The organism is Candidatus Enterococcus moelleringii (assembly GCF_017377575.1).
Classification (GTDB): Bacteria; Bacillota; Bacilli; order Lactobacillales; family Enterococcaceae; genus Enterococcus_A; species Enterococcus_A moelleringii.
On the sequence record NZ_JAFREM010000018.1, the window covers coordinates 207,521 to 223,058 of the forward strand.

Consider the following 15,538-nt stretch of genomic DNA (forward strand, 5'->3'; position numbering starts at 1 on the left):
GAGAAAGAGAGTAAAGTAAAAGCAATTATTAATAAAGAAGCCGCTGACTTATAAAAATAGCTTAGCTAAAGTGAAAAGATAGAAGACCAAAACCCCGAAAGAAACGATGCAGGATAAACCGACGAATAATCCACCTGGACGCTTTTTTTGTGGTCGGCGGCTTCTGCGGCGCGCCATATTCACTTCCATAGCAGCTGGCAAAGGATAATATTTTTCACGTAGTAGTAAAATAGCTAGTAGATCAATAAAAAACATCAGCTGAATGACTCCGCTGATTAACAGCATCACCTGATTACTAGTTGTGATTCGAAAAACAAAAAGAACGACGGATAGAAGATCGATAAGTAACGTTAGTAAAATTGCCATGGATAAACTCCTTCATAGAACGTGGTGAAAACAATATTCAACATTATATCACGTTAATCACAAAAGATTAACCTCTCAAAAGAAAATTTGAAAACTAGTTAATCTTTGCGCCGCACCAGGGAATAGATACCCCAATAAGCCGCGAAAGCTGCAAGGGAAACAATCAGCAGAATGCGAATCATTCGACTTGCTTCACTTGGCTGGTAATAATGATGATTCATCATCAAGTAAATGCTCACAAAGGTGGGGATTAACGAGCAGTATAAATGCACGAAGGTCTTATTTCGTTTGAATAAATAAAAATAAATTAAGGACATTGAAATAAAAATTATGTAAATGATATTTGCAGCTATTCGGCCAGTATCCATCAGTAATCACTCCTATCTTAAAGATTATAGCAAATAAATTAAAATTTGATAAGTATTTTCTCAGTGAAGTTCGTATATTGGAGTCTAGAAAATGGTCGCCAAAAGCTAAAATTTGATTAGATAACGAAGAAAATGCAGAGATAATCATTTTACGTAGTCTGTGCTTTTTGTTATATTAAGTGCAGATTTCATTGTAGGAGGAAGAAATGAGAAACAGACAATTACTATCAACCCTTGCCTTGTTAGGGCTGGCCGTATCCGTGGGACAGCAGCCAATCACTGCACTGGCAGAAGAAGCCAGCAACGCAACCAAGGAAACAACTTCAGAAACCAGCGCAGCAGCTGAGACTATAGAAAGCACAACCGAGGCAACGACTGAAACAACCAGCGAATCCGCGAGTGTTACCGAAAGCTCAGAAGAAACGGCTGCTACTGAAGAAGAAATCATCATCGATGAACCTGAGGATACTTCTGGTCAGTTAACCCATACCCATCCATTTCCATTGGAGGAATTTTCTATGCAAGGAGCAGCCTACCAGGCACGAGGAGTAAATACTCAACAGGCCTTCATTAACCAAGTAGCCTCCCATGCCAAAACAGTGGCTCAAGCCAATGATCTTTATGCATCGGTCATGATCGCCCAGGCAATTGTCGAAAGCGGTTGGGGTCAAAGCACCTTATCCCAAGCACCGAACTATAACCTGTTCGGCATCAAAGGCAGCTACAATGGCCAGTCAGTGACCATGAAGACGCAGGAATATATCGATGGCAAATGGGTCACTGTCAATGCCAAATTCCGCAAGTACCCGTCTTTCAGCGAGTCATTCCAAGACAATGCCTATGTGCTTAAGACCACCTCGTTCCAACCCGGTGTTTACTATTATTCCGGAGCTTGGAAAAGCAATACCAAGTCGTACAAAGACGCGACAGCCTGGTTAACTGGCCGTTATGCAACAGCACCAAATTATGGCACAATTTTAAACGACGTAATTGAGACCTACAATTTGACGCAGTATGATACTGCTGGTGGAAATAATGGCGGCGGCAATAATGGCGGCGGAAACACGCCGAAGCCGATTGAGAAAACAGCGATGCACAGACTGTACAATCCTAATAGCTCAGAACACTTTTATACCGCCAATGCTGGAGAAAAAGATAATCTAGTTAAAACTGGTTGGAAATATGAAGGAGTTGCCTGGCAGGCGCCTAAATCGGGCTCGCCAGTTTATCGCTTATATAATCCCAACGCTGGGGATCATCACTACACCCTGAACGCAGCAGAAAAAAATATGCTGGTAGACAAAGGCTGGAAATATGAAGGCATCAGCTGGTATTCCGGTGGTGAAGTAGACCTGCTGCGCTTGTATAATCCAAACGCCAAAGCCGGCTCCCATCACTACACCGCGAATGTCGGTGAAAAGGACAATTTAGTGAAAGCCGGTTGGAAATACGAAGGCTTTGCTTGGAACGGGCATTAAGTAGGAATCATGCTTGTCGAGCTATTTCTTTAGGTGCTAACCTGATTAATTTCCCGCATGGAATACAAAAAAGCAGCTGTCAAAAAGATGATTCTATCATCTGGACAGCTGCTTTTTTACAATGTGGAAGTATTAGTTTTTCACAATTGAAAAGCTTGTGACATTAATGTTAACGATGTCCGGATTACAAGCTAGGTTTGTCGGCCATCATCAGGAAATCCCGGGGTCGCATCTAACTTCTCTCCTTTAACAGCCGCTTCATCAAAAATATTTTTTTCCTTCTTAATAAACGTGATTGAATCATCCGGTCCTTTTACTGCGATGTACTCTACATTTTCGCTAATTCCAAACTTGGTAGGAACGGTTAAAACAATATCATTCCCTTGACGTCTAGTTCTCATGGTGTTAGCCCCCTTTGTTAGTTCATCACAATTTTATTATATCCAAAAAATGTATTTACTTTAAGGGTTAAGGGATAAAAAAGGGTATAAATTGATTACCGACTTAAGCCAATACATCTTTACAAACAAAAAGCCAAGGTCCCCGAAAAAATCGGGCGACCTTGGCTTTTAAGCTTCTCGCAGATTCTCGATGACAAAAAACGTGTGTAAGTCCTCTAATGAGTGCTGGTACTTTGAAGCAATTTCCTTTAAGACGTGCTGATTGCACTCAGGAACAGACTGACCTTTTCCGTAAAGCGTATCATGGGGAACATCTACTTGAAAGGCTTGCACGTTGGAAAGATCGAGGGGGTGAGTAAAATAAATGCCGGTTACTTTTTGCATGGACATCACGCTCCTAAACTGTAATAGTTATATTTGTTCTAGGATACAACAAAAAGAGAACAGAATCTAATGTTTTTTTAAATAACTATTGTTATTTAAAGAGGCTAAAAAAAGTCCCGCTTTCAAATTAGAAAACGCGACTTTTATCGGCAAGTAAACAAATGGCTCATCGAAAATTAGAAAATCAAACGCAGCAAAGCCACTGAAACTACTCCGGTGATGACAATCTTCATCAAATCATTGGTTCGAATGCCTACGATTAATGCTGGCACACAGGCAAAAACTTCTGGAAATTTCACTCCCGGTAAATGACCGGCTTCAAATACCAGTAAGCTTTGAAACAGCAGCGCCGTCAAAATCGTCAGGGGAATATAGCTCAAGAACTTCTCAAACAACGGCGGTAAAACCATCGTGCGTGTCAAAACAAAAGGCAAAATCCGCGGTATCCAAGTGACAACGCCGCAGCCAAGGATTACCAGCAAGAAATATTGATTACTCATCTTTAAGTGTCACTCCAATCCCACAACCTAATAAAGTTGAAATAATGACCGCCAACTCTGCTGAAACGACAGCCATCAGCAGGTACAAAGAAACCGCGGTAACGACTAAAATAATAACCGTCTTGTTCTTTTGAAATTTCAAGGGCAGTTGTACTTGGAACAAAAACAACCCTAAAAACATCGCCGTTAAGGCAAAATCCAAGCCCAATACATTTGGATCAGGAATGAAGTTCCCCAGCATCGCCCCAATGACGGTAGCCAAAATCCAAGTAGCGTAAGCAGTAATGTTCAGTCCATGGGTCCAACGACTGGACACGGCCGGCCGCTGCGCTAAAGTAGCCATCAAGACACCATAAGATTCATCCGTAAGCAAGGTGCCGATGCCGATTCCATTTAAAAGCGAATCCTTTTTAAAATGATTCGCCACCGAAAGGCTCATTAGAAAGTGTCGCAGGTTCACTAAAAACACTGTAAAAACCACTGAAGGAATCGGTGCACCAATGGCGAGCAAGCCGCAAATAATAAACTGCGCACTGCCGGCATAAACCACCACCGACATGAGAAAGACTTGCCAAACGGCTAAACCGATTGCTTTTCCCACGATACCCATGGCAATCCCAATCCCTAAATAGCCCATGATCGTCGGGATACACGCTTTTACCCCTTCATTAAACGTTTGAACCCCATCCAGCTTTTCCTCCATAACAACACCTGCTCTCATACATTTCTAATAATAGTAATCAAAAAGTGTTCTCTTTACAAGCCTTTTCCTATCTAATAGTGAGAAAAACCAGAAAAAATTTCAGTTTTATGAATGGCTGTTTTATAATAGAGGAGAGGGGGCAATTACAATGAGAGAAGAATATAAAAATATCTTGGTAGCAGTGGACGGATCAGAGCAGGCGAAGAAGACGTTTGAAGAAGCAGTTGAGGTGGCTAAACGGAATAAGGGCATGCTGACGATCCTGTCAGTGGTGGATAACAAGTATTCCTTTGGCGACCCATCTTTTATCAATGACGCACTTAAATTTCATATGAATAATGCGGAGATCGAAATCGATACCTTGTTGAGCGGCAGCGAAGAATTGCCAGAAAAATACGAAACGTCTATTTTATCCGGCAGTCCTAAAAGAAAGATTGTTGAGTATGCGAAAAACCACAACATTGATTTGATCATGTTGGGATCCACCGGTGTTGGAGCCATCGAGAAGGCTATAATCGGTTCAACGTCATCTTACGTAGTCAATCATGCCAGCTGTAATGTGATGGTGGTCAAGTAGTTGGAAACAACAAAAGAAGATTGACCAACGTCAATCTTCTTTTATAATGATCTCCAATTTACTGCCATCATTAAGATGAGCAGTTAAGAAAACGGCCAATTCCTCTAAGGAACGGTCGAAGGACATCGCAGGCCCTCGACGTCCATTTCGGAAAAAGTTCATTTTAATCGGCTGATTTTCTTCCACCAGCAAGACTATTTTTTCAATCGATGCATAGGGAATGCCACGATTGTCCAGGCTGAACATCACGATGCTGCTTTCGGATAAGCCTTTTTTGTCCATCAAAAAACTTAGGACGACTAAAGCCGCGAAAACAGTTTGCAGCCGCCCGTCTAAATCAGTCAGGCCAGCAAAGCCGGAGACACCAATCAGCAGGGCAATTAATGGGTAAAACCAATAACGATTTTTGTTGACGTGGGACGGGATCACTACCGACCGACGTACTAATAGTAAATAGATAAACAATACCAGGGTAAAGGCACCTAGTAATATAGTGAACACACTCAATGATATCAGCCTTCTACTTAGTAGTGAAGCTAGAATATTTTGCCACTACCATATTTGATTTATCTTCCCTTAGTTCCTCATCGATTTGATCGCAAGCGTTAATCCGAATAACTGCACAATTCGCCATTTTCGAAACAACTTCTCCTTCGACTGCTTTTTCAAATCCGATGGGGTGACAAAGATATACCTTCCCTAATTCAATCTCTTCTTCTTTCATACACAAGCCCTCCAGTATCGACAATATTTTGTGGGTCTAGCTTTTGGATCAATGTTAAAGGCAATTATACCCAACTATGTAAAAGTTTACAATCATCAACCACTAGAAATATTCGTAAAATTTGTTAATATTCGTTAAAATAATAAGAGAGGAGGAGTTTATATGAGTGCTTTCATGGATTCATTAAGGCGGTACAGCTATTTCAGAGGGATTGTTTACTTGCTATTAGGCATTGCAATTCTCATTTCACCGCAATTGGTATTTGATACTTTAGTCTACATTATTTTTCTATATGTAGCAGTTTTAGGCGTTTTGCAAATTGTCAGCGGCTTTCGCAACCGTCAGGCGGATGGAGGATGGGGGCCAGGACTTTCCGGTGGGATTGTCATGCTGGTAGTGGCCTTCTTTATTCTGTACTTTGCCCGCGGTATCGTCAGCATTTTACCGATGTTCTTAGGGTTTATTGTACTAATCTTTGGAATTGGCAAGTTTATGCAAAACTGGGATGCCCGCAAACGCGGCTTTTCCACGACTGGCGATCTAGTTTACAGCGGCATAATGGTTTTAGCCGGGATTCTATTATTGTTCAATCCTTTTAACAGTTTGATGCTGCTATTCCGTATTTTTGGTTTCTTATTAATTACCATGAGTATCGCTGAAATACGCGACGCCAGAAGATTACGCGACAAGTAAACCGATTTTGCAAGGAGCTTAAAGAATGAACACGGCAACAGAACTTTATCAATTTAGTAAGAAGTATCAAATTAATTATAATACCAAGGAACAAAAAGGGATTGAGCTGTTTGATCGATTTCTGAAGGAATATCCCAAGGTCAATTTCAGCTTTTCCTTTATCGGCTTCCATCAGTACAAAAGTTTTAAAAATCATGAAGGGCTGACAGGCTACGGCATATCCGGCAACATGCTGTATACCGTCAGCCGCAAAAACAGCTACCAATACAATCTCTATCAATGCAAATCCATCACCGGTCAAAAGAAAATGAACGGCATCTATCTAACGCTGGAATTTGAAAAAGAAACGGTGATTATTAATATCGGCTTTGCCGATGGGGACCTGGTATTGGCTGCTTTAAAGCAAAGCAGCGGAAAAGACTAATTGCTTGAAGAATAAAAGAATCAGCGTTATACTTTCTTTTGTTCTCACTGGGATATAGCCAAATTGGTAAGGCACCTGACTCTGAATCAGGCAATTACAGGTTCGAACCCTGTTATCCCAATAGTGAATTAGTCTTAATATTAGAATATTTATTGAGGGACTCTATCTTTGTTGATAGGGTCTTTTTTATTACAAAAACGACAAAAAAACCTCTCAAAAGCCAAATGTATGAGCCGGCTTTTGAGAGGTTAATCGTGTTTCTTCTATTATAAAGGTAATATTAGCGAATCACACGGAAGCGAACATCGTCTGCTAGATATTCTTTTTCGCCAGGTTCGCCTTCTTTTGAACCGAAGACTAATTGAGAACGCAATTCCCAATTTGCTGGGATGTCCCATTCTTTAGCAACTGCTGCGTCAATTACTGGGTTATAATGTTGCAAGTTAGCACCAAGTCCAGCTTCTTCTAAAGCAGTCCAAGTGTTAGCAGTCGCAATCCCGTTAGATTGTTCTGCCCAAACTGGGAAGTTATCAGCATATAATGCAAATTCGTCTTGCAAATGTTTCACAGTATCTGTTTCTTTGAAGAATAAAACAGTACCGAACCCATTTTTGAAGCCTTCTAATTTCTGTTGCGTATTAGGAAATGCTTCTGGCGGTGTCAAAGGTTTTAACGCTTCTTCCACGATTGCCCATAATTTTTCGTGAGCTTCGCCCAAAAGGATAACTGCGCGTGGTGATTGTGCATTAAAGGCTGTAGGACTTTGCTTCACAGCTTCCTTCACGACACCTGCGATTTCATCTTCTGATAAGTTCACGTTGCGTCCTAATGCGTAAAAAGAACGACGATTTTTCAATGATTCCAAGAATGTAGTCATAAATAATTCCACCTTTTTTGTTTGTCTGTTACAAGAAGCACTATATCATCTTACAAAAAGTAAGGAAAGAAATATGCTCAGCAAGAAAGTAATTTTTTTTAAAAGCAGAGTTAAAACATCGCAATTCTAAAAGACTATGGTAAACTTATCCTATGAAATAGTTGGAGGAACCTCATGAAAGCAAAAGAACTAGTAAAAACAATCCTTTATTTTGTCATATTGGCGGCAATCCTGTTTGGCCTTCGTCAATTTGTGTTTACGCCCGTTGTAGTCAAAGGCGACTCAATGGATCCGACACTAATTGATGGCGAACGTGTCATTGCTTTGAAAAATACCGATGTGCAGCGATTTGACATTATCACTTTCCCAGCACCAGATGATCCAGGGAAAAACTATATTAAACGAGTAATCGGTTTGCCTGGCGACACGGTAGAATATCGCGATGACCAGCTGTATGTGAATGGCGACCAAGTGGAGGAACCTTACCTTGATGAGTACAAGGACGATTTAACCGATGGACAACCGTTGACCGGCGACTTTAACTTAGAGAAGCTGTTCGGTGCCGAAAAAGTTCCAGAAGGTGAGCTGTTCGTCTTAGGTGACAATCGACGCATCTCCAAAGACAGCCGAATTATCGGAATGATCAACGAAAGTGATGTAATGGCTGATGTGAAATTTGTCTTCTGGCCAATTAATCGAATCGGAACCATAGACTAGCAGATTTGCTAGTCTTTTTTTTCGGGAAATTTCATGATTCAACCATTTGGGGTCTGATTTATGATCATTTTTCAACACAAAAGTATAGCAGGGTTAACAAAGCCTTTCTTGCAGTTTTTTGTTATAATAAAGCCAGACCATTCATTGCAGAAATGAGGGATAAAGATGTCATTACAATTTTTACTAGGTACGGGACAGAATAACGCACATGAAAAAATGGTAGACACGGCGCAGCAATGGTTAGCAGCTGATCAGGAAAACCGGGTCTTTTTCATTGTGCCTAACTATAATAAATTCGAACAAGAAATACAGCTGCTGGAAACCATGAAAACCGGCAAAGAATACAGCTCGATACGGGCGCAGGTTTTCAGTTTTGAGCGATTAGCCTGGTATTTTTTGCAAAAACAAGGAAAAATTCCCGGCAACGTGTTGTCGGATTCAGGGAATGCCATGATTTTGCGCAAGGTCTTGCAAGAGCAGCGGGAAAAGCTGGTCATCTTCCGTGGCGAGACCAATAAAACCGGCTTTATTCAACAGCTGGTGCAATTTTATCAGGAAATGCAGATCGGCAATGTGTCGGTGGAGGACCTGTCTCAAATCCACGGCAATCAAGATGAGCAGCTAAAGCTGGAAGATTTGCGACTGATCTATCAAGAATACGAACAAGCCTTACTTAAGCATCAGGTGAAAAATGAAGATCCGCTGTTACTGTTGCAGAGTCTGTTGCAGGATCAATCCATCAAAAACAGTCTTTTTATCTTGAGCGGGTTCAGCCGCTTTAACGCGCGGGAGTTAAACATTCTTTCTACTTTGATGAACTGTGGGAATCTGCTGGTGTCATTGGAGCTGGATCGCAGTTATCCCAACGAAGAACCCCATCCGCTGAATCTATTTGCCGATGCCGGCAAGTCTTATTTCCAATTGAAGCAGCTGGCGGATCAGCAGCAATTACCTGTTCTGCATGATCTGAAAGCTGAAATGAAAAATACTCAATTAAATCAACTAAGCCAATTTTGGCAAGGGAAAAAAGTACCGAAACTGGGTGAAAGTTCAGCTATTGCCATTTGGCAGCAGTTGAGTCCAGCGGATGAAGTTCGGCATGTCGGTAATGAAATTCGCCGCTTAGTGGCTGAAGAAGGCTATCGCTATAAGGACATTCAAGTATTAATCCGTAATTTCGACTGCTACAGCAGCATTTTACCTTCACTATTCGAACAGCTGGAGATTCCATATTATCTGGATGAAACGCAAAAAATGGTGAGCCACCCGTTAGTTGAATTCCTGCAGGCCCTGTTTTTGGTGGATGCATATCACTACCGAATCACCGATGTGTTTCGCCTGTTGCGCACAGAGTTGTTTGTGCCCTTTGACTGGAAGGAAGAACGGACGCCTTCTTTAATAGAGCTAAGAGAGAAGATTGACCAAACGGAAAATGTTTGTTTAGCTTACAACTTCCGCGGCAGCTTCTGGACCAAAGATGAAGACTGGGTTTTCGTGGACTACGATTTTGAAGAAGAAAGCTTTAATGATGCCACAGCATTACAAACAGTAGCTAATGAAATTCGCCGCATGGTTCAGGCATACTTGCCGGACTTCTTTGCGAAGATCAAAAAAGCCGAAAATGGATTTGCAGCAGCCAAGCAATTTTATCAATTAATGGAAGACGTCGGCATCAAGCGCCAGTTATTATATTGGCGGGATCAGGAAGTTGAAAAAGGCAACCTGGAAAAAGCCCGCAATCATGAGCAAACCTGGCAAGCCTTGATGGATCTGCTGGATGAGTATGTCTTGATTTACGGTGAAAGCCCATTTGTCTGGGAAGACTTCCAAGAGATCTTTTTAGCCGGATTGACTAACTTAACCTATGGGAAAATTCCAACTGCCATTGACCAAGTGAAAGTAAACAATCTGGAGCTGGCTCGAACAGACCAAGCGAAGGTAACATTTGCGATTGGGCTAAATGACCAAGAGTTTCCTGCCCGTTTCGATGACCGGGGTCTATTATCACCAGAAGAACGGGAAGGGATAAACGCGGAGTTAGAGGAAGGCAAGTTCTTGCCAGAAAACAACAGCTCCAACGTTAATCGCGAGCCGTTTTTAGCTTATCATGTCTTTTTATCTGGCAGTGAAAAGCTTTATCTGACAGTGGCCACCACAATTGATGGAGAAAAACAGCTAGCTATTTCACCATTTTTACGTCGGGTTAGTGAAGGTTTAAGCATTCCGATTCAACACTTTAGCGGATTGAATTTAACTACCATGCCGGAGAATTATGTCGGTAGTCTGCGAACACTCTTGTCTGATTTGATTCATCTCAACCGCCTATCGCTGGATCGAGCAGAACCGATGCTGTCTGGCTGGCGGCAATTGATGCATTTTATCGAAACGACTGAATTAGCTGGTTTGACCAAACGAGTTTTCTCTAGTTTGGAAGCTTTGAATATCCCGCAAGCACTGCAGCCAAAAACGGCTGAAAAGCTATACGGAAAGAATCTGTATGTTTCAGTGTCGCGAATTGAAAATTTCTATAATTGCCAGTATAAATATTTCGCCCAGTTCGGTTTGGGCTTAAAAGAACGAACGATTTACGGCTTAACGCCAGCTGCGGCTGGGGATTTCTACCACGAAGCGTTGGACCGCTTTTTCCGTATGATCCATCAGTTAGGTCTAAAACTAATTGATTTAAACGAGGAACAGCGGGCGCAGCTAGCCGATCAAGTCTTAAAGGAAATCTTTGGCGAAGTAAAATTTGCGATTTTATCCAGTTCGGCGCGCATGAACTATATTCGCTACCAGTTGGCTCAAACGATTCAAAAAGTTAGCTGGGGCCTAGTGCAGCAAAGTCTGAAAACCAACCTGCGACCAGAACGAACTGAAGTCTTGTTTGGTTCCTTGGCAGGCGAGAAGGGGATTCCAGGGATTCAGTTACCGTTGAAAAATGGAGGCGAGCTGGCAGTCCGCGGAAAAATCGACCGTTTGGATCAAATTCATGGCGACAACACCGACTGGCTCAGTGTAGTAGATTACAAATCCAGCGACCGCAGCTTTAATGTAGTGGATGCCTATTACGGAATCGCGATGCAGCTGATTACTTATCTGGACGTGGCCGTTAGCGACTTTAGTCTGACTAGCGATAAGCTGATTAAGCCGGCGGGTGCTTATTACCTGCATGTCCACAATCCGGTCTTGACCGATCCGAAAGATTTGGAGCGGCAAACTTTAAAGGCCTACAAGTACGACGGTTTGTTTGCCAAAGATGCCGAACTGTTTGAAGAAATGGACCACAGCTTAGAAGACAAAGAAAACTCCCTGCTGTTCCCATTGCGCAAGGATGCCAAAGGCCATATTGCGCCAGCCGGACCTTCCAAGGATAAATTCTACGATCAGGCGGAAATTGACCTGTTGCGGGAATACAACCGCAAGAAAATTCAAGCGGCTGGCAACGAGATTTTGTCAGGTGAGGTCAAACTCAATCCAGCATTTAAGGATACGAAACGAATAGCCTGCCAATATTGTCCTTTCCGCAGCGTCTGCAAATTTGACGTAATGCTGAAGGAAAACAATTACCACCGCCTAGAAAAAATGCCGCGGGAAGAAGTCTTGAAACGAATGGAGGAAGAATTACATGACCCAGAATAAGCCAACGATCCCTCCAAAAGCACCAAATGAAATGTACACCGATGCTCAGTGGCAGGCGATTTATGATCAGGGAGATAATCTCTTGGTCTCTGCCTCTGCCGGTTCAGGAAAAACCGCGGTCTTAGTTCGCCGCGTGATTGAAAAAATTAAACGTGAACGTTTATCTGTGGATGAACTGTTGGTGGTGACCTTTACCGAAGCTGCCGCCAGTGAAATGAAGGAACGGGTTCAAGGTGCTTTGCAGGAAGCTGTCAATGAAGAGACGGATCAAGAGCTGAAGAACCATTTCACTCGGCAATTGACCTTGCTGCCAATGGCAAATATTTCTACCTTGCACTCCTTTTGTTCCAAGGTCATTCAGCGTTTCTTCTATTTAATAGACTTAGATCCTAGCTACCGGATGCTGACGGATGCCACCGAGACTATTTTATTAAAAGAAGATGTCTGGGATGAGTTGCGGGAAGAGTGCTACGAGCAAAACGAAGAAATTTTCTATCGCTTAACGGAAAATTTCTCCAACGACCGCAGTGATCAAGGCTTAGAAGATTTAATCCTATCCATGTACGAGTTTGCCCGGGCGAATCCGGCGCCTTTCGAATGGCTGGATTCGCTGCTGGAAAATTACAGTGTCAACGAACTAACCGAAAGTACGCTCTATCAAGAAAGCCTGCGTCCGCAGCTGCTTCAAGCGCTAGAGGATGCCAGCGAGCTGTATCAAGAAATGATGGAACTAAGCGAAGGTAGTCCCGACTTAGAGAAAATCTTCAGTTTGGCTGAGCAGGAAAAACAAGCGACATTGGCGCTGCTTCAAGCACTTCATGGAGATCAGTTAAGTGAAGCTCATCAATTAATGGATACTTTCAGCTTTCCGACTTTCCCGACACCTCGCAAAAAAGAGGTGAAGGAACTGTACGGTGAAACCATCGATCGCCTAAAGGACAAGCGTCAAACTGCGAAGGATCTATTAACCAATATGAAAACCGGCTTTTTCGCGGCAACACCGGAAGAACATATCGAACGTCTTCATGCCGCTCGTCCTTTGGTAGAGGAACTGGTTCGGGTGGAAAAACTATTTATCAGCCGTTACTCCGCTAAAAAACGGGAAAAGGGTCTGCTGGATTTCAACGATTTAGAGCATTTCACGCTGCAGATTTTGAAAACCGAGGTAGAGGGTGAATTTCCAGCTCAAAAGCACTACCGCAATCGTTTCGAAGAAGTATTAGTGGACGAGTATCAAGATATTAACCAATTGCAGGAAACGATTTTGCGCTCATTAGCCACTGAGACTGTGAATGAAGGCAATTTATTCATGGTGGGGGATGTGAAGCAATCCATCTACGGCTTCCGTTTAGCCGATCCAACCTTGTTTATCCAGAAATACCACGACTTTGCCGACAAAAAAGGCGGCCGTCGGATTATTTTGGCAGAGAATTTCCGCTCTCGCAAAGAGGTCTTGGACTTTACCAATCTGGTCTTCAAACAGCTGATGGATGAAGAAGTCGGGCAAATCGCCTACGATCAGGAAGCCGAATTAATCAACGGCTTCACCGCCTTTCCTGAATCAGATAGCTTCAAAGCAGAAATGCTGGTTTACGAGAAGGATGAAGAAGCTCCGGAATGGATTGAAGATAAAACCGCTGGCGAAGTCATCATGGTGGCTGCGAAAATTCGCGAGTTGATCCATGAAGGCTTTGAGATTTACGACAAGAAACAAAAGGCGATGCGGCCGATCGATTACCAAGATATCGTGCTGTTGACGCCAACGAAAAGCAACAACTTAACGATTCTGGAGATCTTTAAGCAGCTGGACATTCCGTTGGCGATTAACGATACTCAGAATTATTTCCAATCAACTGAATTACGGGTGATGATTGCTTTACTGCAAATCATCGACAATCCGTATCAAGATATCCCACTAGCTGCCGTACTTCGTTCGCCGATGGTCGGCTTGACTGAGGAAGAGCTAGCTCAGGTTCGCTTACTCCAGCCGAAGAAAGAATTTTATCGAGCGATGAAGCAGTATATTGCTACTAAAGAAGACAAAACTAGTGAGAAGCTGCGAGACTTTTCTCAATTGTTCATTAACTGGCGAGAGTATGCTCGGCAAGAAGCCTTGTCTGATCTAGTAACTAAAATTTACGATGAGACGGCGTATCTTGACTATGTGTTGGGAATGCCGGCGGGTCAGCAGCGACACGCTAATCTGTTGGCGCTGGTTGAACGGGCGAAGGATTACGAACGCAGCAGCTTTAGAGGGTTGTACCAATTCATTCGTTTTATCGAAAAAATGCAGGAAAAAGACAAGGATTTGGCAGAGCCGCAAAGCGAAGAAATCACCAATGCTGTCCGGGTAATGACGATCCATGCCAGTAAGGGCTTAGAATTCCCAGTGGTTTTTGTGATGGATATGAGCAAAGCTTTTAACCTGTCAGACACCCGCCGCAGCTATGTGTTCGATGAAAAATTGGGCTTAGGTGTTAAATACCTAACGCCAGAAACACGGGTGCGCTTTACCACCTTAGCTTTCGATGCTGTTCAACAGGTGAATATGCGCAAGCTGCTTTCGGAAGAAATGCGCAAGCTGTATGTGGCCTTAACACGGGCGGAGCAGAAGCTGTTCTTAGTTGGCTCCTACAGCAATCAAGAGGACGCCCTGAAAAAGTGGTCGGCTACCGCTAATAATCCTGAGCTGGTACTGCCAGTTTCTTCCCGCACAAGAGGAACCTTCTTTGATTGGGTGGGGCAAACCTTGATTCGTCATCCGGAGATGCAGGAGTACCAACTGGAAGGAAGTATTGCACCACAAGCAGAAGTAGCTCAGCAGCCAGCTGAATTTGCTATTTCCTTTGTTCTGCCGAATACATTGGGCGATCAAATTACCAAATTTATGCCGGCTAAGAAAGAACAAGCCGAGGTTAAGGAAGCAACCGCTGATATCTCACAAGTGAAGAAACGACTTTTGTATCAATATGAGTTTCCTGAAGCCACCAAAACCACCAGCTATCAATCGGTTTCTGAATTGAAGCGGATGTACGACGATCCCGACAATCGGGAAGCTATCTCGTTGAACTTTGATGAAAAAGGCCCGCAGCAGGCGGTTTATCGTTTCACCGAAGACGGCTTGAATCAGCCGAAGTTTTTAGAAACGAAAAGCCAACTGTCCGCTGCCGAAATTGGAACAGCGACTCATTTAATCATGCAGCTGATTCCATTAGACAAGCAGCCGACTGAGCAGAAAATTCAAAACCTGATCGATGAGCTCGTGGCAGGAGATACTCTAACACAAGAATTGGCCGAAGCTATTTCCATCGACTCATTACTGGCATTTTTCGCTAGTGAACTAGGTCAGCTGGTCTTAGCTCATGCCTCGCAGGTGTACCGGGAAGAACCGTTTGCGATGCTGCTGCCGGCCAATGAAGTGTTTATGGAATATGAAGCGAAGGATGATATTCTGATCCACGGAATCATCGACGGCTACATCGAGTTTGAAGACTATTTAGTCTTGTATGACTTCAAGACCGATTATTATACACCGCAGCGGGAAAAAGAATTAGTTGATCGTTACCGTGGTCAATTGCTCCTTTATAAGGAAGCCATTGAAAAGGCGAAAAACAAACCGGTTGCTTCATTAAATATCGTGTTCTTACGAGGGGAAAAGGTTATCGATCTAATAGAAAATTAAGAAAC

16 protein-coding genes and 1 tRNA gene are annotated in these 15,538 nt (G+C 42.9%); 8 read left to right on the forward strand and 9 right to left on the reverse strand.

The window, feature by feature from the left end; genetic code table 11:
• Nucleotides 1–48: 48 nt before the first annotated feature.
• Together JZO70_RS12180 and JZO70_RS12185 are read right to left on the reverse strand one after the other, a co-directional pair.
• Entirely contained in the window at nt 49–366 is a 318-nt protein-coding gene (locus JZO70_RS12180) for a hypothetical protein (RefSeq protein WP_207673843.1), read from the reverse strand.
• 98 nt (nt 367–464) lie between these two features.
• Nucleotides 465–734: a hypothetical protein gene (locus tag JZO70_RS12185; protein WP_207673844.1), complete on the reverse strand. Its 270-nt coding sequence runs from the start codon at nt 732–734 to the stop codon at nt 465–467.
• Between the two features lie 206 nt (nt 735–940).
• Here JZO70_RS12185 and JZO70_RS12190 point away from each other — a divergent pair, with 206 nt between their 5' ends.
• Nucleotides 941–2,212, forward strand: coding sequence for a glycoside hydrolase family 73 protein (locus tag JZO70_RS12190; RefSeq protein WP_207673845.1), 1,272 nt, complete (start codon nt 941–943; stop codon nt 2,210–2,212).
• Between the two features lie 191 nt (nt 2,213–2,403).
• Here the strand turns inward: JZO70_RS12190 and mazE are convergent, their stop codons facing one another.
• From mazE to JZO70_RS12210, 4 genes are all read right to left on the reverse strand, one after another.
• On the reverse strand, nt 2,404–2,613 hold the full coding sequence (gene mazE, locus JZO70_RS12195) for a type II toxin-antitoxin system PemI/MazE family antitoxin (protein ID WP_207673846.1): 210 nt from the start codon (nt 2,611–2,613) through the stop codon (nt 2,404–2,406).
• A 168-nt stretch (nt 2,614–2,781) separates the two neighbouring features.
• Nucleotides 2,782–2,997, reverse strand: a complete 216-nt coding sequence (locus JZO70_RS12200; protein ID WP_207673847.1) for a hypothetical protein — start codon at nt 2,995–2,997, stop codon at nt 2,782–2,784.
• A 176-nt stretch (nt 2,998–3,173) separates the two neighbouring features.
• Entirely contained in the window at nt 3,174–3,497 is a 324-nt protein-coding gene (locus JZO70_RS12205; protein ID WP_207673848.1) for an AzlD domain-containing protein, read from the reverse strand.
• Nucleotides 3,490–4,200 carry an AzlC family ABC transporter permease gene (locus tag JZO70_RS12210; RefSeq protein WP_207673849.1) on the reverse strand — a complete coding sequence of 237 codons (711 nt, stop codon included), beginning with the start codon at nt 4,198–4,200 and terminating at the stop codon, nt 3,490–3,492. Before JZO70_RS12210 ends, JZO70_RS12205 begins: the two co-directional genes overlap by 8 nt.
• Nucleotides 4,201–4,348: 148 nt before the next feature.
• Between JZO70_RS12210 and JZO70_RS12215 the strand changes: the two genes are divergently transcribed.
• Nucleotides 4,349–4,777 (forward strand): universal stress protein, encoded by a 429-nt coding sequence (locus JZO70_RS12215; RefSeq protein WP_207673850.1) that lies wholly within the window; start codon nt 4,349–4,351, stop codon nt 4,775–4,777.
• A gap of 30 nt (nt 4,778–4,807) precedes the next feature.
• On the opposite strand, the gene JZO70_RS12220 is transcribed toward JZO70_RS12215, so the two are convergent.
• Together JZO70_RS12220 and JZO70_RS12225 are read right to left on the reverse strand one after the other, a co-directional pair.
• Entirely contained in the window at nt 4,808–5,278 is a 471-nt protein-coding gene (locus JZO70_RS12220; protein WP_347565142.1) for a hypothetical protein, read from the reverse strand.
• A gap of 19 nt (nt 5,279–5,297) precedes the next feature.
• Nucleotides 5,298–5,501 carry a hypothetical protein gene (locus tag JZO70_RS12225; protein ID WP_207673852.1) on the reverse strand — a complete coding sequence of 68 codons (204 nt, stop codon included), beginning with the start codon at nt 5,499–5,501 and terminating at the stop codon, nt 5,298–5,300.
• A gap of 162 nt (nt 5,502–5,663) precedes the next feature.
• Between JZO70_RS12225 and JZO70_RS12230 the strand changes: the two genes are divergently transcribed.
• From JZO70_RS12230 to JZO70_RS12240, 3 genes are all read left to right on the forward strand, one after another.
• Complete coding sequence (locus tag JZO70_RS12230; protein WP_207673853.1) at nt 5,664–6,194, forward strand: HdeD family acid-resistance protein; 531 nt, start codon at nt 5,664–5,666, stop codon at nt 6,192–6,194.
• 25 nt (nt 6,195–6,219) lie between these two features.
• Nucleotides 6,220–6,618 carry a hypothetical protein gene (locus JZO70_RS12235; protein WP_207673854.1) on the forward strand — a complete coding sequence of 133 codons (399 nt, stop codon included), beginning with the start codon at nt 6,220–6,222 and terminating at the stop codon, nt 6,616–6,618.
• A gap of 48 nt (nt 6,619–6,666) precedes the next feature.
• Nucleotides 6,667–6,739, forward strand: a tRNA-Gln gene (locus JZO70_RS12240).
• A gap of 159 nt (nt 6,740–6,898) precedes the next feature.
• Here the strand turns inward: JZO70_RS12240 and JZO70_RS12245 are convergent.
• A complete protein-coding gene (locus JZO70_RS12245; RefSeq protein WP_207673855.1) occupies nt 6,899–7,495 on the reverse strand; it encodes a nitroreductase family protein in 597 nt (198 codons plus the stop codon).
• A gap of 174 nt (nt 7,496–7,669) precedes the next feature.
• Here JZO70_RS12245 and lepB point away from each other — a divergent pair, with 174 nt between their 5' ends.
• From lepB to addA, 3 genes are all read left to right on the forward strand, one after another.
• On the forward strand, nt 7,670–8,212 hold the full coding sequence (lepB, locus tag JZO70_RS12250) for a signal peptidase I (protein ID WP_207673856.1): 543 nt from the start codon (nt 7,670–7,672) through the stop codon (nt 8,210–8,212).
• Between the two features lie 165 nt (nt 8,213–8,377).
• Nucleotides 8,378–11,851, forward strand: a complete 3,474-nt coding sequence (locus JZO70_RS12255; protein WP_207673857.1) for a PD-(D/E)XK nuclease family protein — start codon at nt 8,378–8,380, stop codon at nt 11,849–11,851.
• Nucleotides 11,838–15,533: a helicase-exonuclease AddAB subunit AddA gene (addA, locus tag JZO70_RS12260; protein ID WP_207673858.1), complete on the forward strand. Its 3,696-nt coding sequence runs from the start codon at nt 11,838–11,840 to the stop codon at nt 15,531–15,533. The genes JZO70_RS12255 and addA overlap by 14 nt, the downstream gene beginning before the upstream one ends.
• The last annotated feature ends 5 nt before the right edge of the window (nt 15,534–15,538 follow it).